This window comes from Serratia surfactantfaciens (assembly GCF_001642805.2).
In the GTDB taxonomy this organism is placed as follows: Bacteria; Pseudomonadota; Gammaproteobacteria; order Enterobacterales; family Enterobacteriaceae; genus Serratia; species Serratia surfactantfaciens.
The window spans coordinates 95,037-118,787 of record NZ_CP016948.1 but is presented as its reverse complement, the minus strand read 5'-3'; the positions used below and the strand labels follow the sequence as shown (position 1 = coordinate 118,787).

Below are 23,751 nucleotides of genomic sequence, written 5' to 3'. Positions count from 1 at the left end.
CTGCCCCGTGATAACAATTCCCGGCGGCGGATGCAACGCATTATCTCTCACACACAGCCATGATAGACTATGCCGCAATTCTCACGGCCAATCAGCGAGTGTTATTTATGAAAGTAGGCATCATCGGCGCAATGGAGCAGGAAGTCACCCTGCTGCGCGATCAAATCGAAAACCGTCAAACCATCCAACGTGCGGGCTGCGAAATCTACACCGGCCAGATCGGCGGCGTTGAAGTGGCCCTGCTGAAATCCGGCATCGGCAAAGTCTCTGCCGCCATGGGCACCACCCTGCTGCTGGAACACTGCAGCCCGGACGTGGTGATCAACACCGGCTCCGCCGGTGGCCTGGCCAGCACGCTGCGCGTGGGGGATATCGTGGTATCGGAAGAAGTACGCTACCACGACGCCGACGTTACCGCTTTCGGTTACGAGCCGGGCCAGATGGCCGGCTGCCCGGCGGCGTTCGTCGCCGACGACGCGCTGATCGCGCTGGCGGAAAGCTGCATCAAACAGCTGGATCTGCACGCGGTGCGCGGCCTGATTTGCAGCGGTGACGCCTTCATCAACGGCGCCGAGCCGCTGGCGCGCATTCGCGCTACCTTCCCGCGCGTCGCCGCGGTGGAAATGGAAGCCGCAGCGATCGCCCACGTCTGCCATCTGTTCGGCACGCCGTTCGTGGTGGTGCGCGCCATTTCCGACGTCGCCGACAGCGAGTCGCACATGAGCTTTGACGAGTTCCTGGTGGTGGCGGCCAAACAGTCTACGCTGATGGTCAACGCCATGCTGCAAACCCTGGCCAAGCGCGGTTGATGTGAGGCTGCGCTTCACCTCGGCGTTCTGGCTGCTGGCGCTCTGGCTGGCCATGCCGGCCGGCGCCGCCCAGCGGGTGATCAGCCTGGCGCCCAACGCCACCGAACTCGCCTATGCCGCCGGCATGGGCGATGTCTTGGTGGCGGCGAGCGCCTATTCCGATTATCCGCCACAGGCCGCCAGGCTGGAGCAGGTAGCTTCCTGGCAGGGCATCAATCTGGAACGGGTGCTGGCGCTGAAGCCGGACCTGATCCTCGCCTGGCGCGGCGGCAATCCGCAGCGCGTGCTCGATCAGCTCGCCGCGTTCGGCATCCCGATCTTCTATGCGGACGCCGACAATCTCGAGGGGCTCGCCGGCCTGTTGGACAAGCTGGCGCGCTACAGCCCGCACCCGGACCAGGCGCATCAGGCGGCGGATGCCCTTCGCCGCCAGTTCGCCGCTCTCAAGCAACAGTACGCCGCCAACCCGCCGCGGCGGGTGCTGCTACAGTTCGGCACCCAGCCGCTGTTCACCAGCTCCGGCGCCACGCTGCAGAGCCAGGTGCTGGCGCTGTGCGGCGCGCAGAACGTCTTCGCCGACAGCCGCACCCCTTGGCCGCAGATCAGCCGCGAGCAGGTGCTGGCGCGTCAACCGCAGGCCATCGTCATCACCGGCGGCGCAAAAGAGGCCGCCAATGTGAAGGCCTTCTGGGCGCCGCAGCTGCAGGTGCCGGTGATCGCGCTGAACGAAGACTGGTTCAATCGCGGCGGGCCGCGCATCCTGTTGGCAGCGCAGCAGCTGTGCCACCCGTTGGCGGAGATCCGCTGATGTTGGTGTTCTGGCTGGATATTCTCGGCACCGCGGTGTTCGCCGTCTCCGGCGTACTGCTGGCCGGCAAGCTGCGCATGGATCCGTTCGGCGTGCTGGTATTGGGCGTGGTCACCGCGGTCGGCGGCGGCACCATCCGCGATATGGCGCTGGCCAACGGCCCGGTATTCTGGGTCAAGGATCCCACCGACCTGGTGGTGGCGATGATCACCTGCGTCTTGACGCTGCTGCTGGTACGCCAGCCGCGCCGCCTGCCGAAGTGGGTGCTGCCGGTGCTGGACGCCGTCGGGCTGGCGGTGTTCGTCGGTATCGGCGTCAACAAGGCCTTCGCGGCCGGCACCGGCCCGCTGGTGGCGATCTGCATGGGGGTGATCACCGGCGTCGGCGGCGGCATTATCCGCGACGTGCTGGCGCGCGAGATCCCGATGATCCTGCGCACCGAAATTTACGCCACCGCCTGCATCATCGGCGGTATCGTGCACGCCACGGCGTTTTATACCTTCGGCATGCCACTGCAGCAGGCCATGATGCTGGGCATGCTCATCACCCTGGCCATTCGGCTGGCGGCCATTCGTTGGCATCTCAAACTGCCCGCCTTTATCCTCGAACGCTGAGCCGTCGTCCTTCGGGACGGCGGCCTGGTGATTTATTAGACTAAAAACGTGTTTGTTGGTATTATTTTCGCCCGAAAAATAGCGTAGTGACGATGTAAAATTCTGTAACCCTCAGGTTAAGGCTTTCCCCGCGCTGTTAAAACTTTTTAACTTTTTGCCGATAAGTCATCACAAGATTGCTTACGGATGGCTATTCCCGCAATGATGAAAAAAATTCTGCTTGCCTGCTGTGGCGCTCTGCTGAGTGGCGCCGTCTATGCCGATGCCGTCAGCGGCCAGATCGGCGTTACCCTGACCATTGAACCGCAATGCGCCGTGCGCCTCGAAGCCGCTGCGCCACAGGCCGAATGCAGCCATGCGGCGGCGCAGCCCAAGGTCATCCGCACCCCACCGACCCAGGAGAACGGCGCGGAAGTGATCCTGGTGGAATGGTAGACATAAAAAAACCCGCCGGCCGGCAGGCGAGCGGGTTGATATTCTGACAGGCGAACTCAGATGCTGAACGAAGAACCGCAACCGCAGGTGGTTTTGGCATTCGGGTTGGTCACCACGAAGCGCGACCCTTCCAGCCCTTCGGTGTAGTCCACCGAACCGCCCACCAGATACTGCAGGCTCATCGGATCGACCACCAGCGCTACGCCCTGCTTCTCGATGGTCATGTCGCCATCGTTGACCTTGTCGTCAAAAGTGAAGCCGTACTGGAATCCGCTGCAGCCGCCACCGGTAATGTAAACCCGCAACTTCAGGTTCGGGTTTTCTTCGTCAGCAATCAGGAACTTCACCTTGTTTGCTGCTGCCTCGGTAAATTGCAGGGGCAGTGCCGTTTCATCACTCATAGTCTTTACTCCCAACATTGTTCAGCATCAGATCGCTACTATGGCCGCCTGATTAATATTAACGATTATCCGATACCTGAGTGTTGCGTTCAAGTATTCACCGCATTTGTTGTATTTTCCTTACCTGTTTTCTCCGCCGCTTCTCGCGCCAGCTGCGCCTCCTGTTTTTGCAACGTGCGGGCCAGGATCGACGAATACAGCGGCTTGCCGCCGAGCAGTTGCGCCACCACCGTGGCGCCGAGGCAGGTGATGATCATCGGTAAAATCAGCTGGTAGTTGTCGGTCATTTCCAGCACCAGCACGATGCCGGTCAGCGGGGCGCGCACCGTCGCGGCGAACAATGCCCCCATGCCGGCGATGGCGAAGGTGCCCGCCTCGATGCCGTATTGCGGGAACAGGTGCGCCCCCGCCAGCCCGAAGGCGGTGCCGAACAGCGTGCCCAACGCCAGCATCGGCGCGAAGATGCCGCCCGGCGCGCCGGAACCGAAGCACAGCAGTGTGGTGAAGATACGGGTAATAAAGATAAACATCAGCATGCCGACGCTGTAATTGCCCGCCGCGGCGATCGGGATCAGCCCAAAGCCGCCGCCCGCCGCCTCCGGCTGAATCAGCCCCAGAATGCCGCACACGCCGCCGAGTAGCCCGCCCATCAGCAAGACATTGCGCATTCTGCCGCCGTGCAGGCGCGCAAACATGTCCTGGGTGCGGAAGATCAACGCGTTGAATCCCACGCCCACCGCGCCGAAGATCGCCCCCAGCACCAGATAGAGCCACAGGGTATTGATGGGCGCCGAAGAAAGCTTGCCGACTTCGATCACCGATCCCTGGCCGTTAAACAGCTGGAACACCACGCTCGACATGATAACGCCGATGAATACCGCTTTAATCGAGATCAGGTTGTAGCGAAACTGCGGCCGCATCTCTTCGATGATGAACAGGATGCCGGCCAGCGGCGCGTTGAACGCGGCGGACAAGCCGGCGGCGGCCCCGGTCGCCAGCAGCGAATGGCGCGCCTCGGCGCCGCGAATGCGCAGCATGTCCAATACCATGCGCCCGACGTTGCCGCCCATCTGCACCGTGGGCCCTTCGCGCCCCAGCACCATACCCGCCCCCAGCGTGCCCATGCCGCCGATGAATTTCACCGGGATCACGCGCCACCAGCGCACCGGCCGCAGCTCCTCCAGCGCGCCTTCGATCTCCGGAATGCCCGAGCCGCCCGCTTCCGGCGCAAAGCGGCGCACCAGGTAATAACCCAGCGCCGCCAGCGCGGCGGACAGGATAAACGCCAGCGGCCACACCAGGAGCCAGGAATCGGCGACCTGCGCCAGTGAAGCCAGCCGCTGCTGCTGCACCCACTCCACCGCTTTATCGAAGGCCACGCCGAGCAAGCCGGCCAGCGTACCCACCAGCGCGGCCATCAACAGGATCGCCACCGGCGTTTTATCGCGGCGGATAAACTGGCGCACCGCATCGCTGCGGCTAAGACGCGGGCTCAATGCCCCTGCAGGCTGTGATTGTGATTCAGTCATCGCGAGTGATTCGTCAGGTAATTTGTAATACAAATAGGCAAGGCGGTTATTCTACCCCAACCCGGCGGCGGGCGCTGCCGTTAATGGTATCTGACTGTGATCGTTTCATAACGCGGCGCTCTCCTCTAGAATAGCGCGGTCAAATCATTCAAAAGAGAATCCAGGAGCCGATTTATGAGCCTACACAGCAAGTCCGAAAGTCTGTACGCCCAGGCGCAACAGTTGATCCCCGGCGGGGTGAACTCTCCGGTGCGTGCATTCACCGGCGTGGGCGGTGTGCCGCTGTTTATCGAGCGGGCAGACGGGGCTTACCTGTTCGATGCCGACGGCAAGGCCTATATCGACTATGTCGGTTCCTGGGGGCCGATGGTGCTGGGGCACAACCACCCGGCTATCCGCGACGCGGTAATCGAAGCGGCGCAGCGCGGCCTGAGCTTCGGCGCGCCGACCGAGATGGAAGTCAAAATGGCGCAGTTGGTCACCGAACTGGTGCCGACCATGGATATGGTGCGCATGGTGAACTCGGGCACCGAAGCCACCATGAGCGCTATTCGTCTGGCGCGCGGCTACACCAACCGCGATAAAATCATCAAGTTCGAAGGCTGCTACCACGGCCATGCCGACTGCCTGCTGGTGAAAGCCGGTTCCGGCGCACTGACCCTCGGCCAGCCGAACTCACCGGGCGTGCCGGCCGATTTCGCCAAACACACCCTGACCTGCACCTATAACGATCTGGACTCGGTGCGCGCCGCCTTCGAGCAATACCCGTCCGAGATCGCCTGCATCATCGTCGAGCCGGTCGCCGGCAACATGAACTGCGTGCCGCCGCTGCCGGAATTCCTGCCGGGCCTGCGCGCCCTGTGCGACAAATACGGCGCGCTGCTGATCATCGACGAAGTGATGACCGGCTTCCGCGTGGCGCTGGCCGGCGCGCAATCCTATTACGGTGTCGAGCCTGATCTGACCTGCCTCGGCAAAATCATCGGCGGCGGCATGCCGGTGGGCGCCTTCGGCGGCCGTCGCGAGGTGATGGACGCGCTGGCGCCGACCGGCCCGGTCTACCAGGCGGGCACCCTGTCCGGCAACCCGATCGCCATGGCGGCGGGCTACGCTTGCCTGACCGAAGTGTCGCAGGTCGGCGTGCACCAGACGCTGACCGAACTGACCGAAATGCTGGCCGCGGGCCTGCTGCACGCGGCGCAGGAAGAGAACATCCCGTTGGTGGTCAACAACGTCGGCGGCATGTTCGGCCTGTTCTTCACCGACGCGCCGGCGGTCACCTGCTACCAGGACGTCATGCAGTGCGACGTGGAGCGCTTCAAGCGCTTCTTCCACCTGATGCTGGAAGAAGGGGTGTATCTGGCGCCGTCCGCCTTCGAAGCGGGCTTTATGTCCGTGGCGCACAGCAAGGAAGACATCCAGCGCACCATCGACGCCGCGCGTCGCTGTTTCGCCAAGCTGTAATCCCGGCCGAATGGCCAAAAAAATGGGCGCCTCGGCGCCCGTTTTGCTTTTCGCAGCGGCTTAAAGCAGCGTGCCGTAAATGGTCAGCAGCGCCACTACCACCACGATGATCATCGTCACCTTGCGCGCCAGCGTCACCGCCGCCCGCGGCGTTTGCACCGGATCCATATGCGGATCGCGCGCCAGCGAGAACTGCGCCAGCCGCGTTAACACCTGATACGACGACGAGTGCAGATCCCCCAACGAAGCGAACCAGGCCGGCAGCGCGCGCTCGCCATGGCCGAACAGCGCATAGGCAGCCCCGGCTAAACGCACCGGGATCCAGTCCAGCCAGTTCAACAGGTGATCGATGCCCGACTGCGAACGCTCCAGCGGTGTATTGTGGCGCGCCAGCCAGGTTTGATAGGCGCGCAGGAAAGCATAACCCGCCAGCGCTATCGGCCCATAAGGCCCAAACACCACAAACCAGAACAGCGGCGCCAGGTAATAACGGAAGTTGATCCACAGCAGCGCATTTTGCAGCTCGCGCAGGCGCAGCTCTTCGCTGCAGTCCACCGGCAAGCCGTGGATCAACGCCAGCTCTTCCGCCATCTGATCGCTGGCGTGAGTATCCCCCTGCCGCGCTGCTTTCAGATAAGCCCGGTAGTGTTTACGCTTGATGCCGGCGCCGACGCACAGCAGATCGATGACGATCCACAGCAACAGTGTCACCACGCCGAAGAATAACCCGTGCGACAACCACAGAATGCCCCAGACGATCACCATCCAGGCGGCCGTCATCGCCAGCGTCTGCGCCAGCGAAACCCGATGCAGCCGCTGAAACACCACTTCGAGACGGTGATCCAGCTGCCAGTGTTCACCCAGCTTAAACAGGCGCTCCCAGGCCAAAACCAGCAACAGCGTAAACAGCGTCATTAGCGATTCCTCTCCCTTTTTCTTGTCTCAAGCATAGCGTCGGCGGGCGCGCCGCGTTGTTCCAGAGATGCCAGATAGCGATCCCAATCGAACGCCGGCCCGGGATCGGTCTTGCGCCCGGGGGCGATATCGCAATGCCCGACGATATTTTCCGCCAGCGGCGGATAATGTTCGGCCAGCAGCGCGGTGACCGCCTGCAGCGCGCGGTATTGCGCCTCGGTGTAGGGCAGCCGATCGGTGCCTTCCAGCTCGATGCCGATGGAGAAATCGTTGCACCGATCGCGCCCCTGATACAGGGACACGCCCGCGTGCCAGGCGCGCTGGTCGAAGGGCACATACTGCACGATCGTCCCGTCGCGGCGGATCAGACAGTGCGCCGACACCCGCAGCTGATGGATTTCAGCAAAATAAGGATGCTGCGCAGGATCGAGCGTGCCGGTGAACAGCTGGTCGATATAGGGGCCGCCGAACTCGCCGGGCGGCAGGCTGATATTGTGGATGACCAGCAGCGAGGGGAGCTCATCATCCGGGCGACGATCGCAGTGCGGCGAGACCACTCGCGTCGCCCCGACAATCCAGCCATTTTCCAACTGCATCAGACACCTCTCTGCGGTGGTACTTATTCCTGCAACAGAGTAGCATGTTCCCCTACGATCTAACCGTCCATTTCGGAGTTTTCCATGCCGACACGCCGCTACAGTGCCGACAGTCGCCGCACCGAGCTTCTTGAACGAATTGAAAGTGATATTCCCTATGCCGTCGCCCAGGCGCTGCGCGAAGACCTGGGGGGTGAAGTCGACGCCGGGCGCGATATTACCGCGCAATTGTTACCGGCTGACAAGCAGGCCGAAGCCACCGTCATCACCCGCGAAGCCGGTGTGTTCTGCGGCCGCCGTTGGCTGAATGAGGTCTTTATTCAACTGGGCAATCAGGTGCAGGTGGAGTGGCTGGTGGCGGACGGCGATCGTCTGACACCAAACCAGCCGCTTTGCCGGCTGCGCGGCCCCGCGCGAGTGATGCTGACCGGCGAGCGCACCGCGCTGAACTTCGTGCAGACGCTCTCCGGCGTGGCGACCGAGGTCAGCCGCTATGTGGCCCTGCTGGAAGGCACCCGGACTCGCCTGCTCGATACCCGCAAGACCCTGCCCGGCCTGCGCACCGCGCTGAAATACGCCGTGCTGTGCGGTGGCGGCAGCAACCACCGGCTCGGGCTCTCCGACGCCTTCCTGATCAAGGAAAATCACATCATCGCCTCCGGTTCTATCAAGAACGCGGTGGAAAAAGCCTTCTGGCTGCACGCCGATGTGCCGGTGGAAGTGGAGGTCGAATCGCTCGATGAACTGCAGCAGGCGCTGGACGCCGGCGCCGACATCATCATGCTGGACAACTTCAGCGTCGAGATGATGCGCCAGGCGGTCGCCCAGACCCAGGGACGCGCCCAGCTGGAAGTGTCCGGCAACGTCACCAGCGAGACGCTGCGCACCTTCGCCGAAACCGGCGTGGATTACATTTCGGTCGGCGCGCTGACCAAGCATGTGACCGCGCTCGATCTGTCGATGCGCTTCAAGTGATCCCCCTCGCCCCCGGCCGCTGTCGGGGGCGTTACCGTAAAATTGCGACCCCCCTCGCACTGTTTTATTTACCGCTGCAAACAACGTCATTACTGATGGAAGCGCGCCGAGAAACGCGCAAAAGCCCCTCGCCGTGCCCCCAAGCAAGCCGCTACCGTTGCCTTCCACACCCCAATGGAGGAAACAACGTATGGAAACGCAACGCGGCTTTACCCTGATAGAACTGATGGTGGTGATCGCCATCATCGCCATCCTCAGCGCCATCGGCATTCCCGCCTACCAGCGCTACATTCAGAAAGCGGCGATGACCGACATGTTGCAAACCATGGCGCCGTATAAGCTGGCGGTTGAGCTGTGCGTGCTGGATGAAGGCGCCCCCGCCGGCTGCGAGGCCGGCAGCAAAGGCATTCCCACCGGCGGCACATCGCGTTACGTCAGCGGAGTGAAGGTCGTCAAAGGCGTGATCACGCTGACCGGCGCTCAGACGCTGCAGGGGCTGGCGGTGGCGTTAACCCCCACAGCGAACGCCGAAGGGCTGACCCGCTGGAGCCGACTGTGCAGCAGCGAAAACGCCACGCTGGTTGAGGTGTGCCAGGAAGTCTTCCGCTTCGATAACGCAGCGGAGTAACGGCGATGAGCGTACAAATCAGCGAGGAGGTTCACGCCCTGTGCCGGCGCTATCAGGCGCTGGCGCTGAACGAAGACCCGACCACCCTGACGGTCGCGCTCAGCGAAGAAGCGCCGCAAGGATTGCTGGCGGCGCTGCGCTTCGCTACCGGCAAACGCATCCACCTGGAACAGTGGCCGGCGGCCAGGCTTGAGCTGGCGCTGAACCAACGCCACGAGCCGCTCCCGGCGCCGCTGGCGGCCGAAGAGGACGCCGCCGACATCGCCTACGCCGACGACGGCGATGCACCGGTAGTGCAGTTCATCAACCAGACGCTGCGCCTGGCCATCCAACGCCGCGCTTCGGACATCCACTTCGAACCCTTTCGGCAGCATTTTCGCCTGCGCCTGCGCATCGACGGCGTGCTGCAAACCTTCGCCTCACCGCCGCCGCAGCTGACCGCGCGCCTTATCGCCCGGCTGAAGATCCTCGGCCAGTTGGATATCGCCGAACGCCGGCAGCCTCAGGACGGGCAGCTCAGCCTGACGCTGGACGGTGCGCGCTATGCCATGCGCATCGCCACCCTGCCGACGTTGCATGGCGAGAAGGTGGTGCTGCGCGTTCAACAGGGAGAGCAACAGGATCTGCCGCTGGATCAACTGGGCATGAGTCGGGCGGATCTGGCGCGCTACGCGGCGGCGTTAGCCTGCCCGCAAGGTTTGATCCTGGTGACCGGCCCAACCGGCAGCGGCAAGACGGTAACGCTGTACAGCGGGCTGCGCCAGTTGAACGATGCGCAAAGCAACCTGTGCAGCGTCGAAGATCCGGTCGAGATCCCGCTGTTCGGCGTCAATCAGACCCAGATCAACGCCAAAACGGATCTGAGCTTCGCCAGGGTGCTGCGCGCCCTGCTGCGCCAGGATCCGGATGTCATCATGATCGGCGAGATCCGCGATGCGGAAACTGCCGAGATCGCAGTCAAGGCCGCACAAACCGGCCACCTGGTACTGTCGACGCTGCATACCAACTCCACGGCTGAAACCCTGACGCGGCTGATGCATATGGGGATCCCCGGCTACCTGCTCGCCGGCTGCCTGAAGCTGGTCGTCGCGCAGCGGCTGGTACGCAGGCTGTGTCGCCACTGCCGCTATCCGCACAGCCAGCCGGCGCATTTTCCCGCCTCGATCTGGCCGGAACCGCTGACCGCCTGGCGCGCCGATGGCTGTGAGCACTGCTTCGGCGGTTACTATGGTCGCATCGGCGTGTATGAGCTGCTGGCCATTACGCCGGAAATACAGGCGGCCTTGCTGGCGAACGCCGCCCCTCTTCTGCTGGCGGATATCGCCCGCGAGCAGGGGCAGCTTTCGCTGCTGCAGGCGGGTCTGGCGCTGGCCACCGAAGGCACGACTTCACTGGAAGAACTGTACCGCGTGATCGACGTCGTCCAGCCCGGCGCAATCGCGCCATGAAAGCGCGCCGGCTGTTCCTTTGGCAGGCTCTCGACGCTCAGGGCGCCTTACGCCGTGGCGAACTGATGAGTGATGAAAAACGCCAGGTGAGCCAGTGGCTGATCGAACAAGGCCTGCAACCCTGGCGGATTGGGCACGGCAAACGCGTCCCGCCCGGCCAGTGGCGCGGAGAGCCCTTAATCCACTTCACCAGCCAGCTCGCCACTCTGCTGCAGGCCGGGTTATCGCTGGTCGATGCGCTGCGGCTGCTGGCGGCAGAACATCCCTCGGCAGCCTGGCGTTGCCTGTTGCGCCAGTTGACGGAACAGGTGCGAGAAGGACAACCGCTTTCCGAAACCCTCGCCGAACAACCGGGGATTTTTCCGCTTATCTATCGCCAGTTGATCGCCATCGGTGAACTGACCGGCAACCTCGATGGCTGTTGTCTGCAGCTGGCACAGCAGCAGGAAGCCCAGCTGTTGCTGCGCCGCAAAGTGACCAAAGCGCTGCGTTATCCCCTGTTCATCTGCGCAGTGGCGCTGCTGGTCAGCGTGCTGATGCTGGTGATGGTGCTGCCGGAATTCGCCAAGGTTTATCAGTCGTTCGATGCGCCGCTGCCCTGGTTTACCCTGGGGCTATTGGCGTTGTCTGCGCAACTGATCGCCGTCGGCCCCTATCTGGCGCTGCTGCTGGGCGCGTTGCTGTTCGGCTATTGTCGCTGGCTGCATCCGCGCCCGCCGTGGCGCCGGCGTGAACAGGCGGCCTTGCTGAAGCTGCCGCTGCTCGCCCGGCTGGTGAGCGGCGGCGCACTGAGCCAAACCTTTCGCATCCTGACCATGACCCAACGCGCAGGGCTGACGCTAGTAGAAGGCTTGAACGCGGCGGCACTGGCGGCAGACCACCTGCTGTACCGGCAGGCGCTGGAACAGGTGCAGCGCCAGATCGCCGAAGGCGAAGCGTTTCATCATGCCCTGGGCCTGCAACCGCTGTTTCCACCGCTGTGTCGGCAGTTGGTGCGAGTGGGCGAGGAGTCCGGTTCGCTGGACGCCTTGTTGGATAAACTGGCGCAGTGGTATGAACAGCAGACCCACGAGTTGGCCGATACGCTGGCGCAAACGCTGGAGCCGCTGCTGATGCTGGTGGTAGGCGGCATTGTCGGCGCTTTGGTGATCGCCATGTACCTGCCTATCTTTCAACTGGGCAGCGTGTTGGGATAAGGGAAAAAGGATAGCGGGCGCCGCGCTGTGCGACGCCCGAATGCAAGGTGCGGTTTATTTGCTGCCGAAGACGCGGTTTTCCTGCTCCGCCACGCGGATGAAGGTGGTGCGCTTGGTCAGCTCTTTCAGGCGCTCGGCGCCGACGTAGGTACAGGCGGAACGCAGGCCGCCCAAGATATCGCGCACGGTAAACTCCACCTCGCCACGCAGCGGCAGCTTGACGGTTTTGCCTTCGGCCGCGCGATACTCCGCGACGCCGCCGACGTGGCGCTTCATCGCCGACTCGGAGCTCATGCCGTAGAACAGCATGAACTTCTCGCCGTTCTCTTCCACGACGGTGCCTTCGCATTCGTCGTGACCGGCCAGCATGCCGCCCAGCATCACGAAGTCAGCGCCGCCGCCGAAGGCTTTGGCGACATCGCCCGGCACCGAGCAGCCGCCGTCGCTGACGATTTGGCCACCCAGCCCGTGGGCCGCGTCGGCGCATTCGATCACCGCCGACAGCTGTGGGTAGCCCACGCCGGTTTTCACGCGAGTGGTGCATACTGAACCCGGGCCGATGCCGACCTTAACGATGTCGGCGCCGGAAAGGATAAGCTCCTCCACCATCTCGCCGGTCACCACGTTGCCGGCGCAGATCACGTGATTCGGACAGGCTTCGCGCGCTTTTTGCAGGAAGGCGACAAAATGCTCTGAATAGCCGTTGGCCACGTCGATACAGATGAATTTCAGCACCGGAGACAGCGCCAGGATTTGCTGCATTTTGGCGAAATCGGCTTCGGAGGTGCCGGTGGACACCATCACGTGGCGCAGCACCGATTCCGGCATGCGCTGCACGAAGTCAGCCCATTGCTCGACGCTGTAATGTTTGTGTACGGCGGTGAGAACGTCGAAAGAAGCCAGGGCCTCGGCCATGCGGAAGGTGCCTACCGTGTCCATGTTGGCGGCGATAATCGGCACGCCGGACCAGCTGCAACCTGAATGCTTGAAGGTAAACTGGCGTTCCAGTTCAACTTCTGAACGGCTTTTCAGCGTGGAACGCTTAGGGCGGATCAGCACGTCTTTAAAGCCTAACTTCAAATCTTCTTCAATACGCATGACTCATGATTTCCTGGTTAATGGCGACGGATCGCAAGGAGGATATTCGCACCTCTGCCCGACGGCTTTCCAGTGACGCGGAAAGGCGGCGGCGAGATTAATGCCAGTTCCAGTGACGTTATAATACGCGCTAATAATCGCCGAACAAGACTGCGAATTCGCCTTTATTTACGCTACAATCCGACAAATTTACCTGCATAACCGCAGTGTGATTGTCCGCTCATTTTTGCCGTGCCGCTGCGCTTTTTCTCGCCATCCTGGCAGGCCCGACGCGCAAGCGCCGCCTGTCGACTTGCACTTCTGCGCGATCGCTTTATGATTCGTCTATTATTTTTTTATGAACATCGGATGCACCTAACACCATGGCCTACATTGTTGCGTTGACCGGGGGCATAGGCAGCGGCAAAACGACCGTCGCAAACGCCTTCGCGCGCCACGGCGCAACCATCGTCGATGCCGACGTGATCGCCCGTCAGGTCGTCGAGCCGGGCACCCCTGCTTTGGCCACGATCGCCGAACGATTTGGTAATGAAATGTTGCTGCCCGACGGCGCATTGAACCGCGCTGCGCTGCGCCAGCGCATTTTCAGCCACCCCGATGACAAAGCCTGGCTGAACCAACTGCTGCATCCGCTGATACACCGCGAAACCCAGCGCCAGCTGGCGCAGGCCGCCAGCCCTTACGCGCTGTGGGTGGTGCCGCTGCTGGTGGAAAACGGCCTGCAGGATCATGCCGATCGCGTACTGGTGATCGACGTCGATGCCGAAACCCAGTTGGCTCGCACCATCGCGCGCGACGGCGTCAGCCGTGAGCAAGCGCAAAGCATTCTCGCCGCCCAGGCCACGCGCCAGCAGCGCCTCGCCGTGGCGGATGACATTATTGACAACAGCGGCGCCGCTCAGGGGATAGAGCCACGGGTCGCCGCACTGCATCGTCGCTACCTTGAACTGGCGGCAACAGCGCCCCAACAGGATTAAACTGCATGAGTGATGTTTCCCCAACCGTTCTCTTTGAACACCCGCTGAATGAGAAGATGCGCACCTGGCTGCGCATCGAATTTCTGCTGCAACAGCTGCACGGCCAACGTGCCCTGAGTGAAACCGCCATCGCCCTCACCTTTTTCCGTACCGTCTCCGATTTGCTGGACGTACTGGAGCGTGGCGAGGTGCGCACCGAACTGCTCAAGGAGCTGGAACGTCAGCAGCAGAAACTGTTGGCCTGGGCCGATGTGCCGGGCGTGGATATGGCGCTGATCGATCAGCTGCGCGGCCAGCTGAAGTCGCGTTCATCAGCGCTGATGGCGGCACCGCGCCTCGGTCAGGCGCTGCGTGAAGATCGGCTGATCGCCCTGGTACGCCAGCGGCTGAACATCCCTGGCGGCTGCTGCAGCTTCGATCTGCCGACCCTGCACATGTGGATGCACGCGCCGCAGCAGGATCGCGACGCCGACGTCGCCGCCTGGCTGCAATCGCTGGAGCCGCTGAATCAAGCGTTGATCATGGTGTTGGATCTGATCCGTCAATCCGGGCCGTTCCGCAACCAAATCAGCCTGAACGGCTTTTTCCAGGACAACGCCGAAGGGGCGGATCTGCTGCGTCTGCGTCTCCATCTGGCGCCGCAGCTTTATCCGCAGATTTCCGGCCACAAGACGCGTTACGCCATCCGTTTCCTGCCGCTCGACAGTGAAAACGGCGTGGTGCCTGAACGCCTGACGTTCGAACTGGCCTGTTGTTGAACCCGTGAAAGAAAGCCTTCTCAGCACTGTCAGAAGGCGTAAGGAACCGTTATGACGACCGTAGTGAAATGCCCAACCTGTGGCACCGGCGTGGTTTGGGGCGAAGTCAGCCCGTTCCGGCCGTTTTGCAGCAAGCGCTGCCAGCTGATCGATCTTGGCGAATGGGCCGATGAAGAGAAGCGTATTCCGAGCAACAGCGATCTGTCGGAAAGCGAAGACTGGAGCGAACTCGACGACCGCTAGTCGCCGGTTGAAGGCCTGGCGCCCGCCAGGCCAATCTTGTTATTGCGCGGCGTTCGCCTGTGCCACCAGCAGTTGGATAATACCGGCGTTGGCTTCCGGGAACTCCTCTTCTTGCAGCTCCGCCTGTTTGACCCAGCGCATCGGTTGCCCCTCGCGGCCAAACGGCTCGCCCGCCCAACGCTCAACCAGATAAAAATTCAGCGTCACGATGCGATCGCTGAAGCGATGCTCCACCACCTCCAGCAGTTCGGCGCGCTCGGCTTCGATACCGGTCTCTTCACGCAGCTCACGGCTCAGCGCCTGTTCAGGTGTTTCACCCTGTTCGATCTTGCCGCCGGGAAACTCCCAAAAACCGGCCATGTGCGCATCGGCGGCGCGGCGGGTAATAAAGATCTCCTGTTGAGCATTGCGGATAATGCCCACGGCGATATTCAGATGTTTCATCTCACCCTCCTGATGGGTGCCAAAAAACAGGGGCTCAGCAAGCTGAACCCCTGGATGTTATCGGTTAACCGCGGCCGGCATTACTGCAGGCGGCCGTGGCACTGCTTGAACTTCTTGCCGGAGCCGCATGGGCAAGGATCGTTGCGGCCCACTTTACGCTCGGCGATCGCCGGGGCATTCGGATCTTCGGTCACCAGCGCGTTTTCGTCGTGGTGGCTCAGCTGTTGGTGCTGTGCCAGGCGCTCAGCCTCTTCACGACGCTGCTGTTCCAGCGCCTCCACCTCTTCCGGCATCCGCACCTGTACCTTGCTCAGCACGCTGATCACTTCGTATTTCAGCGATTCCAGCATGGTGGCGAACATGTTGAAGGATTCACGCTTGTACTCCTGCTTCGGATCCTTCTGCGCATAACCGCGCAGGTGGATGCCCTGACGCAGGTAGTCCATCGCCGCCAGGTGCTCTTTCCACAGGGAGTCCAGCGTCTGCAGCATCACGCCCTTCTCGAAGTTGCGCATCATTTCGCTGCCGACCACTTCTTCCTTACGCTGGTACTGCTCTTTGGCGTTCTCCAAAATGCGTTCGCGCAGCGTTTCTTCGTGCAGCTCCGGCTCTTTGTCCAGCCATTGTGCGATCGGCATCTCCAGATCGAAGTCGTTCTTCAGGCGCTCTTCCAGCCCCTGAATGTCCCACTCTTCTTCCAGCGATTGCGGTGTGATGTAGTTGTCGATGGTACTCTTGAACACGTCCTCACGGATGCTGGCGATGGTTTCGCTCACATCGGACACGTCCAGCAATTCGTTACGCTGGCTGTAGATGGCGCGACGCTGATCGTTGGCGACGTCGTCGTATTCCAGCAGTTGCTTACGGATGTCGAAGTTGCGGCTCTCCACCTTGCGCTGGGCGTTGGCGATCGCCTTGGTCACCCACGGGTGCTCAATCGCTTCGCCTTCTTTCATACCCAGTTTACGCATCATGCCGGACACGCGATCCGAGGCGAAGATGCGCATCAGGGCATCTTCCATCGACAGGTAGAAGCGGGATGAACCGGCGTCGCCCTGACGACCGGAACGGCCGCGCAGCTGGTTATCGATACGGCGCGATTCATGGCGCTCGGTACCGATGATATGCAGGCCGCCCGCCGCCAGCACCGCGTCGTGGCGCACTTTCCAGGCGGCTTTGATGGCTTCGATCTGCTCTTCGGTCGGCGCTTCCAGCAGCGCCACTTCGGCCTGCCAGCTGCCGCCCAGCACGATATCGGTACCACGGCCCGCCATGTTGGTGGCGATGGTCACCGCGCCGCTCTGGCCGGCCTGGGCGACGATGTCCGCTTCCATGGCGTGGAATTTGGCGTTCAGCACCTTGTGCTCGATGCCCGCTTTGGTCAGCTCATGGGAAACCACTTCGGATTTCTCGATTGAGATGGTGCCCACCAGCACAGGCTGGCCTTTGGCGGTGCGCTCGCGGATGTCTTCGATGATGGCGCCGATCTTCTCTTTCTCGGTCATGTACACCAGATCCGGCATGTCCTTACGGATCATCGGACGGTTGGTGGGTACCACGATGGTGTCCAGCTTGTAGATCGAGCTGAATTCGAAGGCTTCGGTATCGGCGGTACCGGTCATGCCGGCCAGCTTCTCGTACAGACGGAAGTAGTTCTGGAAGGTGATCGAAGCCAGCGTCTGGTTCTCGTTCTGGATCTCCACGCCTTCTTTGGCTTCCACCGCCTGGTGCAGACCATCGGACCAACGGCGGCCCTGCATGGTACGGCCGGTGTGTTCGTCAACGATGATCACTTCGCCGTCTTTCACGATGTAATCGACGTCGCGGGTGAACAGCACGTGGGCGCGCAGCGCGGCGGTCACGTGGTGCATCAGCATGATGTTGGTCGGTGAGTACAGCGACTCGCCTTCATCCATGATGCCGGCTTCCACCAGCATCTCTTCGATCAGGATCAGGCCGCGTTCGGTCAGGTGCACCTGACGCGCCTTTTCATCCACCGAGAAGTGCCCTTCACCCTTGAAGGTGTCGGAGTCTTCTTTTTCCTGGCGGATCAGTTTAGGGATCAGCTTGTTGACCTTGATGTACATCTCGGAGCTGTCTTCGGCCGGGCCGGAGATGATCAGCGGCGTACGCGCTTCATCGATCAGGATGGAGTCCACCTCATCCACCAGCGCATAGTGCAGTTTGCGCTGCACGCGCTCTTCCGGGCTGAACGCCATGTTGTCGCGCAGGTAGTCGAAGCCGTATTCGTTGTTGGTGCCGTAGGTGATGTCGGCGGCGTAAGCTTCGCGCTTGGCCGGCGCCGGCATGCCCGGCAGGTTGATGCCGATGCTCAGGCCGAGGAACTCGAACAGCGGACGGTTGTTTTCGGCGTCGCGCTGCGCCAGGTAGTCGTTGACGGTCACGACGTGCACGCCGCGGCCGCTCAGGGCGTTCAGATAAGCCGGCAGCGTCGCGGTCAGGGTTTTACCTTCACCGGTGCGCATCTCGGCGATGCAGCGGTCGTTCAGCACCATGCCGCCCAGCAGCTGCACGTCGAAGTGGCGCATGCCGAACACGCGCTTGCTCGCCTCACGCACCACGGCGAAGGCTTCGGGGATCAGGCTTTCCAGCGACTCGCCCTTTTCCAGGCGCGCGCGGAACTCGTTGGTTTTCGCTTTCAGCTCGTCATCGGACAGTTTTTCCATGTCCGGTTCCATGCGGTTGATCTGCTCAACCACTTTGCGCATGCGGCGCAGGGTACGATCGTTACGGCTACCAAAAACTTTGGTTAATAATTTCACTAACATGATGTTTGATATCTCTGTCATGACGGCCGAATACGGCAGTCAACTTGCTATTATTTATGGTTTTTGTGCCCTAAGGGCGGAGTCAGACGAGCGCGGCAGGCCCGGCACGAATGCCCTGTACCTGCGCCACCCACAGGCCGGTCTGGTGCCGCGCCAGCGTTGGCAGCACCTCAAGGTGTGTGTGACGAATGATGGTCGGCGGCTTCGGCTCGTGCGTCAGCAGCGCGTTGAGAGTAGAAAGCAGCGCCAGTTGCGCCACCTGCAAAGGGGGTTCCGCTTCGGCTTCGCTCTCCTGCACCCGCGCATAAACCGCCTGCGGCGCCAGCGCGAAAGAGAGGTGACGAATGACGGTGCGCAGCGCATGCTGCTGCCAGTAATCTACGCTGAAGGTAGGGCGGCGATGCGCGTCCTGCAGCAGGGCCAGGCTGTTGAAGGCGCCGTTGGCCGAATTTTGCCGGTTAAGGCTGGACGATGTGCTCGGCAGTGCGGCCTGATCGGGAGCGCCGGACAAATTGGAAGACGCGCCAAGCGTGGCCGCAACCATCCCTAACAGGAGATGGGGCCAGAAATAACGTCTGCCAAATTGTCGCCAACGATTTAGAATACCGATCACGAGTTTATAATCCGCCGGAGCCCATTATGCGCGATAGCCGTCCACAATTATTAGATGTCCTGTTCGACGACGCGTCTGCCGGCAGCAAAGGGCCGCTGCATAACGTCCAGCAACGCGCGGTGGCGCTGCTCAAGCTTAACCGTGCAGTGAAGGGCCTGTTGCCCGCTCCCCTGCATCCCTGGTGCCGCGTCGCGAATTTCCGACAGGGTATTTTAGTGCTCGAAACAGCAAATGCCAGTTGGATGATGCGCTTGCGCTACGAACAACCCGCTTTGCTGTCTGCACTACGAGCGCAAATTCTACCATCATTGTCGTCGATCGACATCAGGATTAATCCGGCCTTGATGGCGAAAGGCAGCAACCAAGTGCAAAGCGCCGAAAAAGCGCCGGAAAAACCCGTGACGATGCGCCATTTGAGTCTGGAAAGTGCAGAAGAGCTGAGGGGATTGGCGAGCCGTAGCCCGGAGAAACTGCGCAAGATATTGGAACGGCTGGCTGCATTGGCCGGAGAGGGTACCAACACAACCAGTCGTGATAAGTAATCAGCGACACAACTGCAAAACATCGGGCAGCCGACATCACACCCTCGTGAGCCTGAATGCTCAGGCTCTCAGGGGATACGCCTGCCGTTACTCGCAGGCGAGGAATTCAGACCTTACGCCAATACGGTAGACGGTGCCTTGAATGCCAATGGCATTTCGGCTTCGTCCTGGAAGGTCACGTATTCCCACGCTTCCTGCTTGGCCAGCACGGCCTGCAGCAGTTTGTTGTTCAACGCGTGGCCAGACTTGTACGCGGTGAACGCGCCAATGATGTTGTGGCCGCACATGAACAGGTCGCCGATGGCGTCCAGCATTTTGTGACGTACGAACTCGTCTTCGAAACGCAGACCGTCTTCGTTCAGCACGCGGTAATCATCCACCACGATGGCGCAATCGAAGCTGCCGCCCAGGGCCAGACCGCGGGACTGCAGGTATTCGATGTCACGCATGAACCCGAAGGTACGCGCGCGGCTGATTTGACGCACGAACGACTCAGCCGAGAAATCGAGACGATAGCGCTGAGAGCTGGCGTCGATAGCCGGGTGGTTGAAGTCGATGGTGAAGTCCAGGCGGAACCCGTTATGCGGGGACAGCTCGGCCCACTTGTCGCCATCTTCAACGCGCACGGTCTCTTTCAGACGCAGGAATTTCTTCGCCGAGTTCAGTTCTTCGATGCCGGCATCCAGCAGCAAGAACACGAACGGACTGGCGCTGCCGTCCATGATTGGGATTTCAGCGGCGTCGACTTCAATGACGATGTTGTCGATGCCCAGCCCAGCCAGCGCGGCGTTGAGGTGCTCAACGGTCGAAATACGCACGTCATGCTCATTCACCAGGCAAGTACAGAGCATGGTATCACGCACGGATTTTGCATCAGCCGGAAAATCAACCGGTGGATTCAAGTCAGTGCGACGATAGATGACCCCGGTATTAGCCGGCGCTGGGCGCATTGTCAGCGTGACTTTCTTGCCGGTATGCAAACCGACACCAGTCGCCTGAACAATACGTTTTAATGTCCTTTGTTTGATCATCGTTTTATCTCGCAATGTTATCCATCCTACCAGCCAAGCATACAGCAAGGCTGGCGGGACAGTTTAGCACAAAGAGCGGAGATTCCAAATTCTCAGGATATTCTTAGTCTGCCTGTTTACGCAGGAAGGCTGGAATATCAAGATAGTCGGGCTCTTTATTCGGCTGCGCAGCTTGGTCGTTGACCACCTTGGCGGCAGGTTTCACTTCCTGCGGCAGAGGCGACATACCGTGCTGCTGGTAACGGTGATCCATCACCGGCTGGCTGGCCTGCTTATTGGTCACCAGGGTGATTTCAGGACGCTTGTCCATGCCGATACCGGTCGCCACCACGGTGACGCGCAGTTCGTCGTTCATTTCCGGATCCAGCGAGGTACCGATAACCACGGTCGCGTTGTCGGAGGCGAACGCGCGGATGGTGTTACCCACGGTTTCGAACTCATCCAGACGCAGGTCGAAGCCGGCGGTGATGTTGACCAGCACGCCGCGCGCGCCAGACAGATCGATGTCTTCCAGCAGCGGGCTGGAGATCGCCATTTCGGCCGCTTCTTCGGCGCGGTCTTCACCGCAAGCGACGCCGGAACCCATCATCGCGTAGCCCATTTCGGACATCACGGTGCGCACGTCGGCGAAGTCGACGTTCATCAGGCCCGGACGGGTGATCAGCTCGGCGATACCCTGCACCGCGCCTTTCAGCACGTCGTTGGCCGCGCCGAACGCGTCCAGCAGAGAGATGCCACGACCCAGAACTTTCAACAGTTTGTCGTTCGGGATGGTGATCAGCGAGTCCACGTGTTTGGACAGTTCAGCGATACCCTGCTCCGCGAATGCCATGCGCTTTTTGCCTTCGAAGTTGAAAGGCTTGGTCACCACGGCCACGGTCAGAATACCCAAATCTTTAGCCACTTCAGCCACCACTGGCGCCGCACCGGTACCGGTACCGCCGCCCATGCCGGCCGCGATGAAGACCATGTCTGCGCCGTCCAGCGCTGCGCGCAGGGCTTCGCGGTCTTCTTCCGCTGAATTGCGACCCACTTCAGGGTTCGCGCCCGCACCCAGACCTTTGGTAATACCGCTACCAATCTGGATGGTTTGGCCAACCGCCGTTTTGCGGAGCGCCTGGGCGTCCGTGTTCACAGCGAAGAATTCAACACCTTCGATGCGCTCGCGCACCATGTGTTCAACGGCGTTGCCACCGCCGCCGCCGACGCCGATGACTTTAATCACCGCGTCATTGGTTAGTTCCATTGGTTCAAACATAGTTTCTCTCCGTTTTGTGCCTGTCGCTGCGAGATCATAAAAAGATTACTCAGCATGATCTCTTTGTTGAAACATTAAAACTCTTTTCTCAGCCAGCTATTGATGCGTTTAAACCAATTGCCCACCGAGGCGCGTTTTTCTACTTCTGTCTCACCGCTCAGGTGAGACTCTTTTCCATAGTGCAGCAGACCTACCGCCGTTGAGTAGTAAGGCTCCTGCGCATAATCCGTCAGACCCGTGATGTTCAAGGGTTGGCCGATGCGTACCTGAGTGTGGAACACCCGTTGCGCACAGGCTGCCAGGCCATCAATCTGGGCGGCACCACCGGTCAGCACGATACCTGCCGCCAGATGATGCTTCACCCCTTGCTGACGCAGTTGCTCCTGCAATTGCAAAATTTCATCGTTAACCAGATTCAACAGTTCGGTGTAGCGTGGCTCAATGACTTCAGCCAGCGTCTGTCTTTGCAGACTGCGCGGAGGACGTCCCCCGACGCTAGGCACCTCTACATTCTCATCCTTGCTAACAATCGACCCAAGCGCACAGCCGTGTCGAACTTTAATCGCTTCCGCGTCGGTCGGCGGCGTGCCGAAGGCGTAAGCGATATCGCTGGTGACCACGTTCCCGGCGTAAGGGATCACTTTGGTGTGGCGCAGCGCACCGCCGGTGTACACCGCCATATCCATGGTGCCGCCGCCGATATCCACCACGCAAACGCCGAGTTCGCGTTCATCTTCGGTCAGCACCGCGTAACTCGCGGCCAGACCGGCAAAAATAAGTTGGTCAACTTTCAGGCCGCAACGTTCCACGGCCTTGACGATGTTCTTCGCCATATCGTTATGGCAGGTAATCAGATGCACCTTGGCCTGCATGCGCACGCCGGACAGCCCAACCGGGTTTTTGATGCCTTCCTGATAATCGATGGCGTATTCCTGAGGAATCACGTGCAGGATACGGTGTTCGTCGCGCACGCGCACCGATTTGGCGGTATGCACCACGTTCTCCACGTCGTCCTGCGTCACTTCCTCTTCCGAAATAGGCACCATGCCGATTTCGTTCTGGCAGCTGATGTGTTTGCCCGACAGCGCCAGGTACACCGAAGAGATCTGGCAGTCCGCCATCAGCTCGGCCTGATCGATGGCGCGCTGCACGCACTTCACCACCGACTCCAGGTCGTTTACGCCGCCCTTATCCATGCCGCGAGACGGGCAGCTGCCCACCCCGATAATGTTGACCATGCCATCGGGCAGAACTTCCCCTACCAACGCGGAGACTTTTGCAGTACCGATCTCCAGTCCAACTACCAGTTTTCTGTCCGTCGACTTGATCATTGTTGTTTTGCCTGTGCCTGATTCTGTTGCTGATTACTGTTTTGCTGACCGCCAAGCGCCTGCGGATCGACCAACACCGGAGCCCACCCTACCGAAGCGCCGGACTCGTAGCGCAGATCGACATAGCTGACACGCTTGCTCTCCGCCTGGCCCTGCTGCTGCAATACCGGGTAAAGCTCGATAAACCGCTGCAAACGCCCGTTGCGGTCATCGCGCCCCAGCTCAAGCCGGACATCGTTGTCCAGCGCCAGCTGCCAGGAATGGCGCGCGGTCATCGCCGCCATTTTCAGCGTATATTTGCTGGCCGCCAACGTGGCGCTCATCGCCCGATAGCCGTCCAGCACATCCTGCTCGCTCCCTTCCGGCCCGTAGAGCAGCGGCAACTTCTGTTTGCCTGCCCGCTCCGCCGGCACGCTGAACGCTTTGCCTTCGGCGTCCACCATGTGCAAATCGTTCCAGCGCGCCACCGGGACGTACTCCACCAGATGGATCTTCAGCTCATCCGGCCATTGTTTGCGCACGCTGGCCTGCTTGATCCACGGCAGACGTTCGATCTGCTGCTGGATAACGTCCACATCCTGCGTCATGAAGGTGCCGGGCGCGCCCAGCGCCAGGATCGCCTGACGAATATCATCGTTGGTGGTGTAATGGCGTTCGCCGGTCACCACCAGCCTTGAGAGCGGCAGGCGACTGGCGTCTTTCATCCAGCCAAGCACCGCCCAACCGCTCCACACGACCGTTCCCAACACCATCAGCAGGAAAATCATCCCCGCCAACTGGGTTCCATTGCTGCGGCGCGGGCCGTTATCCACCTCGCGATCGCGCGCATTCAGGGCAGCTTGCGACATA

25 protein-coding genes are annotated in these 23,751 nt (G+C 61.1%); 13 read left to right on the top strand and 12 right to left on the bottom strand.

Annotation, left to right across the window (positions count from 1 at the left end):
- The first annotated feature begins 107 nt into the window (after nucleotides 1-107).
- The 4 genes from mtnN (at nucleotide 108) to ATE40_RS00480 (ending at nucleotide 2,666) form a co-directional block, all read left to right on the top strand.
- Entirely contained in the window at nucleotides 108-809 is a 702-nt protein-coding gene (gene mtnN / locus ATE40_RS00495) for a 5'-methylthioadenosine/S-adenosylhomocysteine nucleosidase (protein WP_019455094.1), read from the top strand.
- Between the two features lie 52 nt (nucleotides 810-861).
- Nucleotides 862-1,617 (top strand): vitamin B12 ABC transporter substrate-binding protein BtuF, encoded by a 756-nt coding sequence (gene btuF, locus ATE40_RS00490; protein WP_420819981.1) that lies wholly within the window; start codon nucleotides 862-864, stop codon nucleotides 1,615-1,617.
- Nucleotides 1,617-2,231 carry a TRIC cation channel family protein gene (locus ATE40_RS00485; protein WP_019455092.1) on the top strand — a complete coding sequence of 205 codons (615 nt, stop codon included), beginning with the start codon at nucleotides 1,617-1,619 and terminating at the stop codon, nucleotides 2,229-2,231. Before btuF ends, ATE40_RS00485 begins: the two co-directional genes overlap by 1 nt.
- 201 nt (nucleotides 2,232-2,432) lie before the next feature.
- Nucleotides 2,433-2,666, top strand: coding sequence for a hypothetical protein (locus ATE40_RS00480; protein WP_063918166.1), 234 nt, complete (start codon nucleotides 2,433-2,435; stop codon nucleotides 2,664-2,666).
- 56 nt (nucleotides 2,667-2,722) lie between these two features.
- Here the strand turns inward: ATE40_RS00480 and erpA are convergent, their stop codons facing one another.
- Nucleotides 2,723-3,067, bottom strand: a complete 345-nt coding sequence (gene erpA / locus ATE40_RS00475; RefSeq protein ID WP_019455090.1) for an iron-sulfur cluster insertion protein ErpA — start codon at nucleotides 3,065-3,067, stop codon at nucleotides 2,723-2,725.
- 89 nt (nucleotides 3,068-3,156) lie between these two features.
- A complete protein-coding gene (gene clcA, locus ATE40_RS00470; RefSeq protein WP_063918165.1) occupies nucleotides 3,157-4,596 on the bottom strand; it encodes a H(+)/Cl(-) exchange transporter ClcA in 1,440 nt (479 codons plus the stop codon).
- 174 nt (nucleotides 4,597-4,770) lie between these two features.
- On the opposite strand from clcA, the gene hemL reads away from it, so the two are divergent.
- Nucleotides 4,771-6,060, top strand: coding sequence for a glutamate-1-semialdehyde 2,1-aminomutase (hemL, locus tag ATE40_RS00465; RefSeq protein ID WP_015376661.1), 1,290 nt, complete (start codon nucleotides 4,771-4,773; stop codon nucleotides 6,058-6,060).
- A 60-nt stretch (nucleotides 6,061-6,120) separates the two neighbouring features.
- On the opposite strand, the gene ampE is transcribed toward hemL, so the two are convergent.
- Together ampE and ampD are read right to left on the bottom strand one after the other, a co-directional pair.
- Nucleotides 6,121-6,975, bottom strand: a complete 855-nt coding sequence (gene ampE, locus ATE40_RS00460) for a beta-lactamase regulator AmpE (protein ID WP_063918164.1) — start codon at nucleotides 6,973-6,975, stop codon at nucleotides 6,121-6,123.
- Nucleotides 6,975-7,571 carry a 1,6-anhydro-N-acetylmuramyl-L-alanine amidase AmpD gene (ampD, locus tag ATE40_RS00455; RefSeq protein WP_063918163.1) on the bottom strand — a complete coding sequence of 199 codons (597 nt, stop codon included), beginning with the start codon at nucleotides 7,569-7,571 and terminating at the stop codon, nucleotides 6,975-6,977. The genes ampE and ampD overlap by 1 nt, the downstream gene beginning before the upstream one ends.
- 84 nt (nucleotides 7,572-7,655) lie before the next feature.
- Between ampD and nadC the strand changes: the two genes are divergently transcribed.
- From nadC to hofC, 4 genes are all read left to right on the top strand, one after another.
- Nucleotides 7,656-8,546 carry a carboxylating nicotinate-nucleotide diphosphorylase gene (nadC, locus tag ATE40_RS00450; RefSeq protein ID WP_019455086.1) on the top strand — a complete coding sequence of 297 codons (891 nt, stop codon included), beginning with the start codon at nucleotides 7,656-7,658 and terminating at the stop codon, nucleotides 8,544-8,546.
- 190 nt (nucleotides 8,547-8,736) lie between these two features.
- Nucleotides 8,737-9,174: a prepilin peptidase-dependent pilin gene (gene ppdD / locus ATE40_RS00445; RefSeq protein WP_063918162.1), complete on the top strand. Its 438-nt coding sequence runs from the start codon at nucleotides 8,737-8,739 to the stop codon at nucleotides 9,172-9,174.
- Nucleotides 9,175-9,179: 5 nt separating this feature from the next.
- The gene (gene gspE / locus ATE40_RS00440) at nucleotides 9,180-10,622 is read left to right on the top strand and encodes a type II secretion system protein GspE (protein ID WP_019455084.1); all 1,443 of its coding nucleotides are present in this window, start codon (nucleotides 9,180-9,182) and stop codon (nucleotides 10,620-10,622) included.
- Nucleotides 10,619-11,818 carry a protein transport protein HofC gene (gene hofC / locus ATE40_RS00435; protein WP_063918161.1) on the top strand — a complete coding sequence of 400 codons (1,200 nt, stop codon included), beginning with the start codon at nucleotides 10,619-10,621 and terminating at the stop codon, nucleotides 11,816-11,818. Before gspE ends, hofC begins: the two co-directional genes overlap by 4 nt.
- A 54-nt stretch (nucleotides 11,819-11,872) precedes the next feature.
- Here the strand turns inward: hofC and ATE40_RS00430 are convergent, their stop codons facing one another.
- Nucleotides 11,873-12,916: a GMP reductase gene (locus ATE40_RS00430; protein ID WP_063918160.1), complete on the bottom strand. Its 1,044-nt coding sequence runs from the start codon at nucleotides 12,914-12,916 to the stop codon at nucleotides 11,873-11,875.
- 362 nt (nucleotides 12,917-13,278) lie between these two features.
- Between ATE40_RS00430 and coaE the strand changes: the two genes are divergently transcribed.
- From coaE to yacG, 3 genes are read left to right on the top strand one after another with little or no spacing between them, the layout of a single operon-like run.
- Entirely contained in the window at nucleotides 13,279-13,893 is a 615-nt protein-coding gene (coaE, locus tag ATE40_RS00425; RefSeq protein ID WP_063918159.1) for a dephospho-CoA kinase, read from the top strand.
- Between the two features lie 5 nt (nucleotides 13,894-13,898).
- Nucleotides 13,899-14,651, top strand: coding sequence for a cell division protein ZapD (gene zapD / locus ATE40_RS00420; RefSeq protein ID WP_019455081.1), 753 nt, complete (start codon nucleotides 13,899-13,901; stop codon nucleotides 14,649-14,651).
- Nucleotides 14,652-14,702: 51 nt separating this feature from the next.
- Nucleotides 14,703-14,894: a DNA gyrase inhibitor YacG gene (gene yacG, locus ATE40_RS00415; protein WP_025301578.1), complete on the top strand. Its 192-nt coding sequence runs from the start codon at nucleotides 14,703-14,705 to the stop codon at nucleotides 14,892-14,894.
- 39 nt (nucleotides 14,895-14,933) lie between these two features.
- On the opposite strand, the gene mutT is transcribed toward yacG, so the two are convergent.
- The 3 genes from mutT to secM form a co-directional block, all read right to left on the bottom strand.
- Nucleotides 14,934-15,338: an 8-oxo-dGTP diphosphatase MutT gene (mutT, locus tag ATE40_RS00410; RefSeq protein ID WP_019455079.1), complete on the bottom strand. Its 405-nt coding sequence runs from the start codon at nucleotides 15,336-15,338 to the stop codon at nucleotides 14,934-14,936.
- Nucleotides 15,339-15,418: 80 nt separating this feature from the next.
- Complete coding sequence (gene secA / locus ATE40_RS00405) at nucleotides 15,419-18,127, bottom strand: preprotein translocase subunit SecA (protein ID WP_025159645.1); 2,709 nt, start codon at nucleotides 18,125-18,127, stop codon at nucleotides 15,419-15,421.
- An 82-nt stretch (nucleotides 18,128-18,209) separates the two neighbouring features.
- Complete coding sequence (gene secM / locus ATE40_RS00400; RefSeq protein ID WP_043128869.1) at nucleotides 18,210-18,740, bottom strand: secA translation cis-regulator SecM; 531 nt, start codon at nucleotides 18,738-18,740, stop codon at nucleotides 18,210-18,212.
- Nucleotides 18,741-18,766: 26 nt separating this feature from the next.
- Here secM and ATE40_RS00395 point away from each other — a divergent pair, with 26 nt between their 5' ends.
- Nucleotides 18,767-19,282: a DUF721 domain-containing protein gene (locus tag ATE40_RS00395; protein WP_063918158.1), complete on the top strand. Its 516-nt coding sequence runs from the start codon at nucleotides 18,767-18,769 to the stop codon at nucleotides 19,280-19,282.
- Between the two features lie 113 nt (nucleotides 19,283-19,395).
- On the opposite strand, the gene lpxC is transcribed toward ATE40_RS00395, so the two are convergent.
- The 4 genes from lpxC to ftsQ form a co-directional block, all read right to left on the bottom strand.
- Nucleotides 19,396-20,313, bottom strand: a complete 918-nt coding sequence (lpxC, locus tag ATE40_RS00390) for a UDP-3-O-acyl-N-acetylglucosamine deacetylase (RefSeq protein WP_025159644.1) — start codon at nucleotides 20,311-20,313, stop codon at nucleotides 19,396-19,398.
- A gap of 103 nt (nucleotides 20,314-20,416) precedes the next feature.
- Nucleotides 20,417-21,571 (bottom strand): cell division protein FtsZ, encoded by a 1,155-nt coding sequence (gene ftsZ, locus ATE40_RS00385; protein WP_004932757.1) that lies wholly within the window; start codon nucleotides 21,569-21,571, stop codon nucleotides 20,417-20,419.
- A 74-nt stretch (nucleotides 21,572-21,645) separates the two neighbouring features.
- Nucleotides 21,646-22,902 carry a cell division protein FtsA gene (ftsA, locus tag ATE40_RS00380; protein ID WP_004932758.1) on the bottom strand — a complete coding sequence of 419 codons (1,257 nt, stop codon included), beginning with the start codon at nucleotides 22,900-22,902 and terminating at the stop codon, nucleotides 21,646-21,648.
- Nucleotides 22,899-23,750 (bottom strand): cell division protein FtsQ, encoded by an 852-nt coding sequence (ftsQ, locus tag ATE40_RS00375; protein WP_019455074.1) that lies wholly within the window; start codon nucleotides 23,748-23,750, stop codon nucleotides 22,899-22,901. The genes ftsA and ftsQ overlap by 4 nt, the downstream gene beginning before the upstream one ends.
- Nucleotide 23,751: the final 1 nt, after the last annotated feature.

Coding starts and splice junctions, on each gene's coding strand:
- ATE40_RS00480 (WP_063918166.1), top strand. CDS start 2,433: ATGATGAAAAAAATTCTGCTTGCCTGCTGTGGCGCTCTGCTGAGTGGC.
- ftsQ (WP_019455074.1), bottom strand. CDS start 23,750: ATGTCGCAAGCTGCCCTGAATGCGCGCGATCGCGAGGTGGATAACGGC.
- secA (WP_025159645.1), bottom strand. CDS start 18,127: ATGTTAGTGAAATTATTAACCAAAGTTTTTGGTAGCCGTAACGATCGT.
- ftsA (WP_004932758.1), bottom strand. CDS start 22,902: ATGATCAAGTCGACGGACAGAAAACTGGTAGTTGGACTGGAGATCGGT.
- ATE40_RS00430 (WP_063918160.1), bottom strand. CDS start 12,916: ATGCGTATTGAAGAAGATTTGAAGTTAGGCTTTAAAGACGTGCTGATC.
- clcA (WP_063918165.1), bottom strand. CDS start 4,596: ATGACTGAATCACAATCACAGCCTGCAGGGGCATTGAGCCCGCGTCTT.
- mtnN (WP_019455094.1), top strand. CDS start 108: ATGAAAGTAGGCATCATCGGCGCAATGGAGCAGGAAGTCACCCTGCTG.
- hemL (WP_015376661.1), top strand. CDS start 4,771: ATGAGCCTACACAGCAAGTCCGAAAGTCTGTACGCCCAGGCGCAACAG.
- coaE (WP_063918159.1), top strand. CDS start 13,279: ATGGCCTACATTGTTGCGTTGACCGGGGGCATAGGCAGCGGCAAAACG.
- erpA (WP_019455090.1), bottom strand. CDS start 3,067: ATGAGTGATGAAACGGCACTGCCCCTGCAATTTACCGAGGCAGCAGCA.
- mutT (WP_019455079.1), bottom strand. CDS start 15,338: ATGAAACATCTGAATATCGCCGTGGGCATTATCCGCAATGCTCAACAG.
- ATE40_RS00485 (WP_019455092.1), top strand. CDS start 1,617: ATGTTGGTGTTCTGGCTGGATATTCTCGGCACCGCGGTGTTCGCCGTC.
- ppdD (WP_063918162.1), top strand. CDS start 8,737: ATGGAAACGCAACGCGGCTTTACCCTGATAGAACTGATGGTGGTGATC.
- zapD (WP_019455081.1), top strand. CDS start 13,899: ATGAGTGATGTTTCCCCAACCGTTCTCTTTGAACACCCGCTGAATGAG.
- ftsZ (WP_004932757.1), bottom strand. CDS start 21,571: ATGTTTGAACCAATGGAACTAACCAATGACGCGGTGATTAAAGTCATC.
- btuF (WP_420819981.1), top strand. CDS start 862: ATGCCGGCCGGCGCCGCCCAGCGGGTGATCAGCCTGGCGCCCAACGCC.
- ampE (WP_063918164.1), bottom strand. CDS start 6,975: ATGACGCTGTTTACGCTGTTGCTGGTTTTGGCCTGGGAGCGCCTGTTT.
- ampD (WP_063918163.1), bottom strand. CDS start 7,571: ATGCAGTTGGAAAATGGCTGGATTGTCGGGGCGACGCGAGTGGTCTCG.
- gspE (WP_019455084.1), top strand. CDS start 9,180: ATGAGCGTACAAATCAGCGAGGAGGTTCACGCCCTGTGCCGGCGCTAT.
- yacG (WP_025301578.1), top strand. CDS start 14,703: ATGACGACCGTAGTGAAATGCCCAACCTGTGGCACCGGCGTGGTTTGG.
- nadC (WP_019455086.1), top strand. CDS start 7,656: ATGCCGACACGCCGCTACAGTGCCGACAGTCGCCGCACCGAGCTTCTT.
- lpxC (WP_025159644.1), bottom strand. CDS start 20,313: ATGATCAAACAAAGGACATTAAAACGTATTGTTCAGGCGACTGGTGTC.
- ATE40_RS00395 (WP_063918158.1), top strand. CDS start 18,767: ATGCGCGATAGCCGTCCACAATTATTAGATGTCCTGTTCGACGACGCG.
- hofC (WP_063918161.1), top strand. CDS start 10,619: ATGAAAGCGCGCCGGCTGTTCCTTTGGCAGGCTCTCGACGCTCAGGGC.